The following is an 11,995-nucleotide window of genomic DNA, read 5'->3' as shown; positions in this document are numbered from 1 at the left end:
TCACAGCCGATACGCGGACCGCAGACGCGGCCTGGAGGAGCCGACGGGGTCAGCCGACGACGGCGGGCTGCGGCATCGCCGGTCGGGCGGCCGACGTCCGCACGCCGACGACCAGCAGGTAGAGCAGCAGCCCGATCTCGGCGACCGTCGCCGGCAGGACGAGCAGCGTCTCCACGGCCTCGGGCCATGCCGATGATTGCGCGGAACCCTCCAACGATGCCGTCAGCGCAGCGCCGCGAGGAGCTCCGGGTCGTCCATGCCCGGCACCGCGTACCCCGTCGCGTCGTCCCAGGGGACCTGCTCGCGGTCGAGGCGCACCGACCACCACGCGTCGGGCACCGCGCGACGCAGCTCGGTCAGCGTCGCGCACCAGTGCAGCAGGGATGTGAGCGCGTGCAGCGGGTGCACGGGGAGCTCCGTCCGGCCGCGCAGCACGACGGCCTCCGGCAGGTCGGTGTCGGGCACGAGACGCGGAGCGCCGTCCGGGGCGCCGGCGTTCCCCTGCTCGACGAGGCGGGCGACCCGTGACAGCTCCTCGGGGTCGAGGGGCGTCGGGCGCTCGGCGATGTACTGGAGGGTGACGGCCACGGCCGCACAACCTACTGCCTGGTACCGCCCGGTTGTGACGGTTCGCCCCCAATCCTCCGGTTCGTCGCCGGACCGTGACCCGGGACCGGCGCGGGCGGGGTGACGGCGCGCCTGGACAGCCGTCCGGGTGTGACGAAGATGGCCCTTTCGGCCCAGGCCACGAGCGTCCACATGATGGGACGATGGAGGGGCCGGTGACCCCGGCGACCCCGCATCCCCGGGCGTCCGTGCGACGCCCCCCGCGCACTCACGAGGAGCGTCCCGATGGCCACCGACACCCTGCCCGGACCCGTCACCGCCCGCCACGACGAGCCGATCGGCCAGCGCGTCGCCGCGCTCGTCGACACCGTCCGCTGGGCTCCCGCCCCGCGCTTCGAGGGCACCCCGGCGAACCGGTGGCGCTTCGTCGCGTACCTCGGCGGCAGCATGCTCGGCTGGACCGCCCTCGGCCTCGCCGTCACCGCCGGCCTGGGACGCGTGCTCGGTCTTTCCTGACCCACTGCTCCGGTCGGGCGAATCGGACGCCGAACCCTCAAGTCGGGCATATCGGCGCCGATAGCGTGCGCGCCGTGCCCGTCGCCGTCGCCACCTCCCCGCTCGCCGTCGTCCCCGACGCGCGCGTCCTCGCCCCCGCCGCACCGCCGGCACCGGTCGCGGCCCCGCGCGGAATGCGCCACCAGCGACGTCGGCTGCACGCCGCGCTCGGCCCGCGGGTCATGCGCGCCGTGGTCGTGACCGCGACGACGCTCGCGCTGGTGCCCGCGCTGTCCCTGGTCGCCGGCGCGAGCGGTGCGGTGAGCGGTGCCCCGACGACGACCGCCCTGGGTGCCGTCGCGCAGGGTGGGCTGCTGGTCGCCGCGCTCGTCGCGGTCGCCGTGTGGCTGTCGGGCAGCGCCGTCGGCGTCCCGGTCGGCACGGTCGCCGCGTGGCTCGCGCTGCGGCCGCTCGCGGTGCGCGACCTGCGGCGGCTCGAGGCGGCGCTCGCCGGGGTCACCGTGGTGCAGGGCGTGGGCATCCGCCCCGGGTACGGGCGCAGCCGCGCGGTCGAGCTCGCCGACGGGTCGGTCGTCACGATCACGCGACTCGTCGAACGGGACGACCGGGGCCGTCAGGTCGGCTTCACGCGGTCCGGCGGTGTCGACCGGGTCAGCCGTGCCGCCGCCGCGATGGCGCTCACCGCGCACCAGCAGGCCGTCGGCGAGACGCCCTGGTTCCCCTCGCTCGTCGACGGTCGTCGGCCGCAGCGGTGGGGGACGTTCGGCACCACGCCCTGAGGGCGACGCTCCGGGACGGCACATCGTGCCGAGGTCCGAGCAGCGCGCCGCGGACCGCCGGGGCCGCCGCCGTCCTGACCGGCGCGGCGGCGACCCCGGCTCCCGTGCGGGCGGGCGTCAGGGGCGCGTCGCGAGCCAGGTCTCGAACGCGTCGAAGGACGTCGCCCGCCCGAGGAACCGCTCGACGAGGTCAGCGGCGTCGGCCGTGCCGCCGGGCGCGAGGATCGCGTCGCGGTAGCGGCGCCCCACCTCCGGGTTCATCAGGTCGTCGCCGAACGCCGTCCGCAGGTCCTTCGCGATGACCAGGCTCCAGAGGTACGTGTAGTACGCCGGGCCGTACCCCTCGAGGTGCCCGAAACCGGTGACCTGGTGCGTCTCCGGCAGCGCCGCGTAGGGCCCGAACCGCGCGTCGATCTCGGCCGTGTACGCGTCGAGGTCCTCGGGTGGCGCCGCGTGCAGCCCGTACGACAGGGCCGTGAAGTTGAGCTGCCGGCGCGTCCACGCCCCGCGCCCGAACGCGTCTGCGCGACGCATCCGCTCGACGAGGTCCGTCGGGATCGGCTCGCCCGCGTCGTCCGTCGCGAACGTGCGCAGCACGCCCGGGTCCCACGCCCACTCCTCGAGCAGCTGGCTCGGCGCCTCCACGAAGTCCCACTCCGTCGCGACGCCCGTGAACGCGGCCCAGCGCTGCGCGCCGCCGACGATCTCGTGCACCAGGTGCCCGAACTCGTGGAAGAACGTCACGACGTCGTCGTGCTCCATCGTGCCCGTCGGGAAGTTGCACACCAGCACGCCCTCGGGCAGGTGCTCGCCGACGACACCGGGCACGAGCGGGAACTGTGCGGCGTGGTTGAACTTGCCGGGCCGCGGATGCATGTCGAGGTAGACGCGGCCGATGCGCTCGCCGTCCGACTCGACGTCGAGGACGTCCACGTCGGGGTGCCACGTCGGCGCCTCGACCGGCACGAACGTCAGCCCGAGCAGTCGGCTGACCGTGCCGACGACGCCGTCGCGGACCTGCGGGTAGCGGAAGTAGCGGCGGACCTCCTGCGCGTCGACGTCGTACTGCTCGCGCCGCACGACCTGGTCGTAGTAGAGGCTGTCGGCCGGGGTGACGGCGGCGGCCTCCGGGTCGTCCGCGCGGAAGCGGGTCAGCAGCACCTCGACGTCGTCGCGCGCGCGGTCCGCCGTCAGGCCGTCGAGCCGGTCGACGAAGTCCCTGATCGCCGCGCCCGAGCCGATCATCTTGACCTCGGCGTCGTAGCTCGGCCAGTCCGCGTACCCGAGCAGGTGCGCACGCTCGTCGCGCAGGCGCAGCAGCTCCGCGAGCACCGGGCCGTTCTCCGGCCAGGCGGTGCGCAGGTACTCCGACGTCAGCGCCGCGCGCACCGACGCGTCGCGCGCGTACGTGCGGACCGGGATGAGGTCGGGGTAGTCCGTCGTCAGCGTGACGAGGCCGTCGTCGCCCGCGGGGTGCTCGGCGCGGAAGTCGTCGGGCAGCCCGTCGAGCTGCTCGGGGCGGACCTGGATGCGGCGAGTGCCCTCGCGGATGTTGCGCGCGAACTCCAGCCCGAGCTCGGTGCACCGCTCGGCGAGCGCCTTGAGCCTGGCGCGCTGCTCGTCGGACTGGTCGACTCCGGCTCGGCGGAAGTCGCGCAGCACGTGCTCGCGCAGGCGGCGGGCGTCGTCGTCGAGCCCGTCCTCCGTCGTCGCCGCCAGGACCTCCCACAGGTCGCGGTCGAGGCCGCGCGACGTCGCGAGGTCCTCCGCGGCCTGCGCGCGCTCCTCCGCGGCGGACCGCAGGTCGGCGTCCGGGTGGACCTCCGCGAGCAGGTGCGCGGCGGCCGATGCGCGCCCCAGTGCCAGGTCGCTGCGGTCCCACAGGTCCAGCACCTGCGCGGTCGTGCGCGCGGTGCCGTCCTTGAGGGTCGCCAGGTGGGCGCGGGCCGTGTCGAGGGACGCGTCGACGGTCTCGGCGAGGAACGCCGGCCAGGCGTCGGCGTCGGTGGGGAAGCGCGTAGGAGCGGCAGTCATGCGCCGACGCTACACACGCCGCCCGTGCCGTCGGCCAGAGAAAACGGGTGGATGCGGCGTAGGGCGGACGGGTACGACGGCCGTGCCGGGGCGCGACCCTCCGACGCGTGCGACCCGTGCGCACGGAGGTCTCTCACACGGGCACGACGCCCGTGTCGGGGGATCGGCCCGTCAGGCAGTAGACGAGGCCGGCCGGGTCACGCATGACCGTCCACCGTGCGAAGCTCGCGACGACCTCCGCGCCCTGGTCCTCGTGCTCCGCGACGACGTCGTCCCGGTCGGGGCCGGCCGCCGCGACGTCCACGTGCGCCGTCACCTCCGCCCGTCCGTCGTCGTCGCCCAGACGCTGGAGGAGGAGCCGCACCGGCATGCCGTCCGGCCGCGCGAGCGGGACGAGCTCGCGCGTGGTGTCGCCCGTGACGGCCCACCCGGTGAGCGCCGACCAGAACGCGCGCTCGCGGTCGACGAGGGGTGCGGGGATGTCGAGGCAGAGCTGGTCGACGCGCGCCCGCCCACCGCGCGGTCCGTCGACGGGTGCCGGCCGCCGACGCTCGCCGCCGTCGGGCACGACGCAGAACACGAAACCGCCGGGCGACGCGAGCACGACGTGCTCCTCGCGGTGCAGCTCGGTCGCACCCAGCGCGACGGCGTGGGCGGCCGCCGCGGACACGTCGTCCACATGCAGGTCCAGGTGCACGCGCGGGCCGTCGTCGAACCGCTGCACCCGCAGGAACGCGTCGCCGTCCCCGGGGAGCAGCGTCGCGAACTCGCCGCCCGGCCCGCGCGGCGCCGACAGGTGCGTCGCGGTCACCGCCTGCCAGAACGCGACCCCGTCGGGGAACCGGTCCCCGGGCAGGTCGAGGAAGATCGTCGCCCACACCACGCGCACGTCGTCGCGCCTCCTGCCGCCGGTCCGCCGTTCGTCCGCCCGTCGTGCCGTGCGGTCGACCTCCGAGCAGGCCGCTCCGCCGTCAGCGGCGACGGGCGAGCGTCGCGAGGTCGAGCGCGTCGATCATGACACCCGTGTCCTCCCGGACCCAGCGCTCGCCGGTCGCGCGGTGCTCGTCGGGGCGTGCGAACCGGTAGCGGTACGTGCGGGCGCGGACCCAGCGGGGCGGCTCGCCGTCGAACGGGTCGTGCCGCAGGAGCCGGAGCGTCGCGCGGTCGGCCTCGAGGAGCTTGACGAGGAGCGGGACGAACCAGCGCAGCTGTGCGGACGACCCGAGCGCGAGGAACCACATGCCCCAGTCGAGCCGCAGGTGGTACGGCGCGAACTGCCGCGGGAGCCGGCGGACGTCGCCGGGCTTGCCGTGGAACCCGTACTCCTCCCAGCGGGCGCCCGGGCCGGGGTCGGCGTCACGTGTGCCCTCGACGGCGACCTCGGTGCGCTGCCGGGTGATCGTCCCGAACGCGCCGTAGGCGTTGATCAGGTGCCAGACGTTGAACGACGCGTTCATGCGCTGGTGCTTCGAGACGAGGTTCCGCAGCGGCCACCACGACAGCACGACGCACAGCGCGGACACGGCAAGGGCGACGACGACGTAGGCGACCGGCTCATCCCGGGCCGGTGGCGTGCTGGGCAGGTCGACGCCGAACGGGCGGAGCACCGCGGCCCAGGAGGCGTCGTCGATCGCGGAGAGCGCGAGCACGATCGTCAGCCAGTTGAGCCACGCGAAGTTGCCGGACAGCACGAGCCAGAGCTGCGTGACCACGACGACCGCCGCCGCGATCGCCGCGACCCGGCCGGGGACCAGCAGGAACCACGGCACGACGAGCTGCGCGACGTGGTTCGCGGCGACCTCGACGCGGTGCAGCGGACGGGGGAGCAGGTGGAACAGGCGGCTGAGCGGGCCGGGCATCGGCTGCGTCTCGTGGTGGTAGGAGAGCGCCGTCAGGTCGCGCCACGCAGGGTCGCCGCGCCACTTGATGAGCCCGGCGCCGAGCTCGAGCCGGAACACGAGCCACCACAGCAGCACGAGCACCGTGATCGGCGGCGCGACGTCGTCGGACCCGAGGAACGCGACGAGGAATCCGGCCTCCAGCAGCAGCGACTCCCAGCCGAACCCGTAGAACACCTGCCCGACGTTGACGACCGACAGGTAGAGCACCCACAGGACGAGGAACGCGACCGTGGGCACCCACCAGGGTCCTCGCTGCGGGAGCCCGACGACGAGCGACGCCGCGACGACGAGCCCCACCCAGCCGAGCACGACGAGCCGCCGGTCCGAGTACCGGCGCAGCAGGCTCGGCGACGACCGCCACGGCACGCGCGCCACGAACGACGGCACCGGCAGCAGCCCGTGCTCGCCGAGCAGCGGCCGGAACTGGCGCAGCACCGCGACGAACGCGACGACGTACACGGCGGCGACCCCGCGCTGCACGGCCGCGCGCGCCACGGTGTAGCCCTCGGCGTCGAACCACTCCACGCGCACCACTCCCGTCGTCCAGCGTGCGCGCCGGGCGACGGGTGCGCGACCGGGTCAGCGAGCCGTCGGTGGAGCGCTCATGACGGACACCGGCCGTCGAGCGCGGCGCCGTCGGGCGCGACGTCGTCAGGCGCGGACGAACGGGATCGCGCCGACGGTCCGCGTGACGTCGCCTCGCGACGCCCGGTTGGCGGAGACGATCGACAGCACCAGCCCGTAGATCACCAGCAGCACCAGCAGACCCATCGCGGTGCTCACCGGGCTGGCCAGCGGAACGGGCTCGTCGCTCGCGAACGTCATGAGCAGCACGACGTGCACCGCCAGCAGCACGGCCGTGTAGAGCAGCTGGCTCAGGTGCCAGTTCACCGCCCGCCGCACGACCTCGTGGCCGGTGGGCGTCAGCGTCTTCCGCACGGCGGCCCGGTACCCGAGCGCGCCCGCGACGACCAGCAGGTTGCTGAGCAGCGGAACGCACAGCAGCAGCCCGAGCCCCCACCACCACGCACCCGCGCCGGTCGTCGGCGGTCCGCTGACGGGAGCCTCCTGCCCGGGCGGCAGCGGCGGCGGCACACGGTCGTACGGGGTGTTCGGCCGACGCGGGTCGTCGGGGCCTGAGGGCTGGGGCGCGGTCCACTCGGTCACGCACCCATCCCATCAGGTCACCGACGGGGGTCGCCGCCCGACGAGACGCGCGCCGAACGCGCCATCAGGCACGTCTGAAGCCCTCGAAGCGCACACGACGTTGCGTTCGGCGGGTCGAGGAGGGGCGGGGGGGCAGACGGCGGCGCCCGGGTCCGTCGGGGTGCCGACGGCCCGGGCGCGGACCGGTGGGGGCGTCAGGCGGTCGTGGACGGCTCCGGGTCGAGGTGCGTCTCGTGCTCGTGCGGGTGGCGGCGCTCCAGGGCGGCGCCCTCGACGTCGACGTCGGGCAGGACCCGGTCGAGCCACCTCGGGATCCACCACGCCTTGTCGCCGGCGAGGTGCAGGAGCGCCGGGATGAGCACCATGCGGACGACGAACGCGTCGACCAGCACGCCGAAGGCGAGGGCGAACCCGATGGGCCGGATCATCGCCGAGTGCGAGAACACGAAGCCGCCGAAGACGGAGATCATGATGATCGCCGCGGCGGTGACGACGGCCCGCCCGGCCCGTAGGCCCTGCACGACGGCGATGCGCGCGGGGGCGCCGTGCGCGTACGCCTCGCGCATGCCGGACCCGAGGAACAGCTGGTAGTCCATCGCGAGGCCGAACAGGATCCCGACGAGGATCGTCGGGAGGAAGTTCAGCACCGGGCCGGGCGTCTCGACGCCGAAGACGCCGGACAGCCAGCCCCACTGGTAGATCGCGACGACACCGCCGATCGCGGCGAAGAAGGACAGGATGAACCCGAGCGTCGCGACGACCGGCACGAAGATCGACCGGAACACGACGATGAGGATGAGCAGCGACAGCCCGACGACGACCGCGAGGTAGGTCGGCAGGGAGTCGGCGAGCGTGTCGGACACGTCGATGTTGCCGCTGGCCTGGCCCGCGACGCCGACGGACTCGACGCCGTCGACGGACAGGGCGCGCAGCGTGTGCACGAGCTCCTCGGTCGACTCGCTGGTCGGGCCCTCGGCGGGCACGACCTGGAACGCGATCGTCGTGCCGTCCTCGGACGAGCCGATGGGCGCGACGGCGACGACGTCGTCCTGGTCGAAGATCGCCGAGCCGATGCGGGCCTGCTCGACGGTCTCCTGACCCTCGGCGGGCGCCTCGGGGAGCGTCGCGACGACGACGAGCGTGCCGTTCTGACCCTCGCCGAACCGCTCGTCGATCGTGGAGTAGGCGCGGTACTGCGTGGAGTCGTGCGGCTCGGACGAGCCGTCGGGCAGCCCGAGCCGCAGCTCGGTCGCAGGCAGTGCGACGACGACGAGCGCCCCGACGCTGAGGAGGGCGGCCAGGACGGCCTTCCAGGTGGTCATGGGTCGCAGCGGCTTGGTGGGTGCGGCCACGACGACGTCGCCGGTCCCGGCGCCGGCGGCCGTGAACGCGGCACGCTCCTTCGTGTTGAGGACGCGCGTGCCGAGGATCTTGAGCAGGGCGGGCGTCATGGTGATCGCGATGAGGACGGCGACGAGCACGGAGAACGCGCCGACGGTGCCCATGAGGCCGAGGAACGGGATGCCCGTGATGTTGAGCGCGAGCAGCGCGATGAGCACCGTCGCGCCGGCGAAGACGACGGCGTTGCCCGACGTGCCGTTCGCGAGCCCGATGGACTCGTGCACGTCGTAGCCCTGCTTGAGCTGGCGGCGGTGCCGGTTGACGATGAACAGCGCGTAGTCGATGCCGACGGCGAGCCCGAGCATGACGCCGAGGATCGGGGTCACGGACACCATGTCGACGACGCCCGACAGGGACATCGCGCCGAGCGCGCCGATGCCGACGCCGAGCAGCGCCTGCAGGATCGGCAATCCCGCGGCGAGGAACGTGCCGAGCATGACGACGAGCACGACGCCCGCGACGACGACGCCGATGACCTCGCCGACGCCGAGCAGCTCGGGCACGCCGCCCGAGATCTCGGAGGAGTAGTCGACCTGCACGCCGTCGATGGGCTCGTCGAACGCGGCGAGCAGCCCCTCCTTGGTGTCGTCGGCCAGGTTCATGGACGCCTCGGTGAACGACACCGGGACCACGACGGCGCTGCCGTCGGACGAGACCAGACGGATCTCGGACGCCATGTCGAGCAGGGTCGAGCCCGCCTCGAGCTGCGGCTCGGACGCCTCGAGCTCGTCGCGGCCCGCGTCGATCGTCGCCTGCTGCTCGGCCACGACCGCGAGCTGCGCGTCGAGCTGTGCCTGCTGCGCGTCGAGCTGTGCCTGCTGGGCCGCGACCTGCGCCTCGGCGACCGGACCGGCACCGGCGGCCTGCTGCGCGGCGGCCTCGAGCTGCGCGCGACCCGCGTCGAGCTGCTGCTGGCCGGCCTCGAGCTGCGCCTTGCCCGCGTCGAGCTGCTCCTGACCCGCGTCGAGCTGCGCGCGGCCCTGCTCGAGCTGCGCGCGACCGTCGTCGAGCTGCTGGCGCTGCTCCTCGAGGTCGGCCTGCGTCGCGAACGGGTCGACGACGTCGCGGACCCCGTCGACGTCGCGCGCGGTCTCGATGCGGTCGACGATCGCGGCCTTCTGCTCGTCGGTGAACGCCGACCCGTCCTCGGTCGAGATCACGACCGTGCCGGTGCCGCCCGCGGCCGACGGGAGCTCGCGCTGGAGCTGGTCCGTGACCTCGGCCGTCGGGGTGTCGGGGATCGTGAACGCGCTGGCCAGGGTGCCGCCGAAGGCGACGAACGTGATGCCGACGACGACGAGGACGGCGAACCAGCCGGCGACGACGGCGCGCGCGTGGCGGGCCGAGGCGCGCCCGAGGCGGTACAGGAGCTCTGCCATGGTGGGTCTCTCCGGTCAGGACGGATGCGGTGCGGGCTGGTCGTGCGGTGCCGGCCGTGGCGTGGCCGGTGGGGGCTCGGGGCGGATGGGTGCGGCTCCGGGCGGGTCAGTGCAGGGCGGGCGGTGGGGTGCCCGTCGCGCCGTAGCCCGTGCGGGCCGCGGCGAGGAGGCGTTCGACGAGGTCGGCCCAGACCCGGCGGGAGCGGTCGTCGTCCCCACCGCCCGTGGCCTGGTGCCAGTAGCCGTGCAGGACGAGCGCGCCGCTCATGAGCGACCCGACGAGCAGGCGGACGTCGAGCTCGTCGGCGTCGGGGTGGCGGCGCATCATCTCGGCGGACATCCGCGCGCTGACCTCGGTGAACGCGCGCCCGATCAGCGCGGCGTGGCGCGGGGTGAGCGCGTCGTCGGAGTCCTTGCCGAGCACGCGCGTCAGGTAGGCGATGGGGGTGACGAGGTCGGTGGCGCGCAGGGCGTGCGCGAGCTCGTCGAACATCGTCGCGTCGGCGTCGGGGGCGGTGTGCGACTCGAAGCTGTCGACGACCGTGCCGAGGATGTCGCCGCAGACGGTGATGACGATCTCGTCGAGCGACTCGAAGTGGTTGAACACCGTGCGGCGGGACACGTCGGCGCGGTGCGCGAGCTCGTCGACGCCGAACGAGGTGCCGCCGGTCTCGCGCATGAGGGCCGCAGCGGCGTCGACGATCGCGCGGTGGTGCTTCTCCCGCAGCGCGGCGCGTCGTCCGATGGTCACTCTTGCGACACTAAGTGCACCGTTGCACTCAGTGCAATGCGAGACCGCGTCCGTTCACCCGGCGTTCAGCGTGAGGAGCGCCACACCCGGGTCGGGGTCCGACGCGAGCCGCGCGTGCGTCTCCACGTCGAACCGCTCGTCGCCGTACCGCAGCTTCGCGCGCTCGACGCCCTCGGCCGCGAACCCCGCACCCACCGCGACACGGCACGACGCCGGGTTGTTCACACGGTGCCCGAGCTCGAGCCGGAACAGGCCCAGGTCGTCGAACGCGAACCGCGCGACCGACGCGACCGCCCGCGTCGCCAGCCCGCGACCCCGCTCGCTCGCCGTCAGCCAGTACGACACCCACGCCGTCGCGTGCCGGTGCTCGACGTGCGCGAGCGCGACGTGCCCGACCGCGCGCCCGTCGACGCGCACCGCGAACGCCCACGTCGGGTCCGCGGACTGCACGAGCTGGCTCTCGATGAGCTCGCGCGCGGCGTCGACGCTCGGGACCGCACCGCCACCCAGCTGCAGGACGAGGTCCGGGCTCTCCGCGACGGCGGCGACCAGCGCCTCGGCGTCCGACGGCTGCCACGGCGCGAGCGTCGCGACGCGCCTCGCGGTCGGCACACCGCCGGACGACGTCACCGGACCGCGCGAGAGGCGGCCGGGCGCGGGGGGCGTGCGCCGAGCCGTCGATCCGCCGGCCGGGAGCGTGCGACGGGCCGTCGAGCCGGCACCGGGCAGCGTGCGGCGGGTCATCGGGCGGCCACCCGGAGCACGCCGTCGGCGCTGCCGACGGACACGCGACGCAGGTCGTGCACGAGCGCCGTCGCACCGGCGTCGACGAGCGCGTCGGGCGCGAACGTGCCGACCACGGCGACGACGGGCATGCCCGCCGCGCGCGCCGACGCGACACCGTCCGTCGTGTCCTCGAACGCGAGGCAGTCGGCGGGGTCGAGGCCCAGCACCTGGGCGCCCCGCAGGTACGGCTCGGGGTCGGGCTTGCCCCGCGACACGTCCTCCGACGTCACGAACACCGACGGGATCGGCAGCCCCGCCGCGCGCAGCCGGGTGGTGACGATCTGCTCGCGTCCGGACGTCACGCAGCCCCACGCCGTCGACGGGAGGGCGTCGAGCAGCGCGGCCGCCCCGGGGAGTGCGACGACCGACGCCGCAGCGGCGAGGCCCGCCTCCCGGGAGAGGTCGAGCGCCCGCGCCTGCAGGTCCGGCGGCACGAACCGGTCGACCAGGTCCTGCGCCCGCGCGGCCACCGACGCCGCGACGATCGGCTCGGGGTCGATCCCGATCGTCTCCGCGAGCCAGCGCCACGCCGAGCGGATCGCGTCCGCCGAGTCGACGAGCGTGCCGTCGACGTCGAACAGCACGCCGCGGCACTCGACGGTCCAGGCGTCGGACGGGGCGGTGAGCGGGGGAGCCATCCCGGTAGCGAACCAGGCGTCGGGCCGTCCTGCCCGGTCGTCCGCCTTCCGAGCCGTCCTCGCCCGTCCCCCGGTG

12 protein-coding genes are annotated in these 11,995 nt (G+C 74.5%); 2 read left to right on the top strand and 10 right to left on the bottom strand.

What is annotated here, in order from left to right:
- Nucleotides 1-49 precede the first annotated feature (49 nt).
- Nucleotides 50-175 (bottom strand): hypothetical protein, encoded by a 126-nt coding sequence (locus tag KOV94_RS20955; protein WP_263974725.1) that lies wholly within the window; start codon nucleotides 173-175, stop codon nucleotides 50-52.
- 47 nt (nucleotides 176-222) lie between these two features.
- The gene (locus tag KOV94_RS06005) at nucleotides 223-588 is read right to left on the bottom strand and encodes a hypothetical protein (protein ID WP_124341569.1); all 366 of its coding nucleotides are present in this window, start codon (nucleotides 586-588) and stop codon (nucleotides 223-225) included.
- Nucleotides 589-852: 264 nt separating this feature from the next.
- Between KOV94_RS06005 and KOV94_RS06000 the strand changes: the two genes are divergently transcribed.
- Both KOV94_RS06000 and KOV94_RS05995 read left to right on the top strand, forming a co-directional pair.
- Nucleotides 853-1,083: a chemotaxis protein CheW gene (locus KOV94_RS06000; RefSeq protein WP_124341570.1), complete on the top strand. Its 231-nt coding sequence runs from the start codon at nucleotides 853-855 to the stop codon at nucleotides 1,081-1,083.
- 74 nt (nucleotides 1,084-1,157) lie between these two features.
- Nucleotides 1,158-1,862, top strand: a complete 705-nt coding sequence (locus KOV94_RS05995; RefSeq protein WP_124341571.1) for a hypothetical protein — start codon at nucleotides 1,158-1,160, stop codon at nucleotides 1,860-1,862.
- 117 nt (nucleotides 1,863-1,979) lie between these two features.
- On the opposite strand, the gene KOV94_RS05990 is transcribed toward KOV94_RS05995, so the two are convergent.
- The 8 genes from KOV94_RS05990 to KOV94_RS05955 all read right to left on the bottom strand — a co-directional run bounded on the left by KOV94_RS05990 (nucleotide 1,980) and on the right by KOV94_RS05955 (nucleotide 11,919).
- A complete protein-coding gene (locus KOV94_RS05990) occupies nucleotides 1,980-3,896 on the bottom strand; it encodes a M3 family metallopeptidase (protein ID WP_124341572.1) in 1,917 nt (638 codons plus the stop codon).
- A 133-nt stretch (nucleotides 3,897-4,029) separates the two neighbouring features.
- Entirely contained in the window at nucleotides 4,030-4,785 is a 756-nt protein-coding gene (locus tag KOV94_RS05985; protein WP_218051490.1) for a VOC family protein, read from the bottom strand.
- 82 nt (nucleotides 4,786-4,867) lie between these two features.
- Nucleotides 4,868-6,322 (bottom strand): lipase maturation factor family protein, encoded by a 1,455-nt coding sequence (locus KOV94_RS05980; RefSeq protein WP_218051489.1) that lies wholly within the window; start codon nucleotides 6,320-6,322, stop codon nucleotides 4,868-4,870.
- Nucleotides 6,323-6,448: 126 nt separating this feature from the next.
- The gene (locus KOV94_RS21185; RefSeq protein WP_218051488.1) at nucleotides 6,449-6,964 is read right to left on the bottom strand and encodes a magnetosome magnetite crystal formation protein family; all 516 of its coding nucleotides are present in this window, start codon (nucleotides 6,962-6,964) and stop codon (nucleotides 6,449-6,451) included.
- A 194-nt stretch (nucleotides 6,965-7,158) separates the two neighbouring features.
- A complete protein-coding gene (locus tag KOV94_RS05970; RefSeq protein WP_218051487.1) occupies nucleotides 7,159-9,744 on the bottom strand; it encodes an MMPL family transporter in 2,586 nt (861 codons plus the stop codon).
- A gap of 106 nt (nucleotides 9,745-9,850) precedes the next feature.
- A complete protein-coding gene (locus tag KOV94_RS05965) occupies nucleotides 9,851-10,495 on the bottom strand; it encodes a TetR/AcrR family transcriptional regulator (protein WP_308160393.1) in 645 nt (214 codons plus the stop codon).
- A 54-nt stretch (nucleotides 10,496-10,549) separates the two neighbouring features.
- Nucleotides 10,550-11,239, bottom strand: coding sequence for a GNAT family N-acetyltransferase (locus KOV94_RS05960; protein WP_218051486.1), 690 nt, complete (start codon nucleotides 11,237-11,239; stop codon nucleotides 10,550-10,552).
- On the bottom strand, nucleotides 11,236-11,919 hold the full coding sequence (locus KOV94_RS05955; protein WP_124342875.1) for an HAD-IA family hydrolase: 684 nt from the start codon (nucleotides 11,917-11,919) through the stop codon (nucleotides 11,236-11,238). The genes KOV94_RS05960 and KOV94_RS05955 overlap by 4 nt, the downstream gene beginning before the upstream one ends.
- Nucleotides 11,920-11,995 lie beyond the last annotated feature (76 nt).

This window comes from Cellulomonas algicola (assembly GCF_019024305.1).
Classification (GTDB): Bacteria; Actinomycetota; Actinomycetes; order Actinomycetales; family Cellulomonadaceae; genus Cellulomonas; species Cellulomonas algicola.
This window is presented reverse-complemented; position numbering and strand designations above follow the sequence as displayed.

Coding starts and splice junctions, on each gene's coding strand:
- KOV94_RS05955 (WP_124342875.1), bottom strand. CDS start 11,919: ATGGCTCCCCCGCTCACCGCCCCGTCCGACGCCTGGACCGTCGAGTGC.
- KOV94_RS06000 (WP_124341570.1), top strand. CDS start 853: ATGGCCACCGACACCCTGCCCGGACCCGTCACCGCCCGCCACGACGAG.
- KOV94_RS05990 (WP_124341572.1), bottom strand. CDS start 3,896: ATGACTGCCGCTCCTACGCGCTTCCCCACCGACGCCGACGCCTGGCCG.
- KOV94_RS05960 (WP_218051486.1), bottom strand. CDS start 11,239: ATGACCCGCCGCACGCTGCCCGGTGCCGGCTCGACGGCCCGTCGCACG.
- KOV94_RS05970 (WP_218051487.1), bottom strand. CDS start 9,744: ATGGCAGAGCTCCTGTACCGCCTCGGGCGCGCCTCGGCCCGCCACGCG.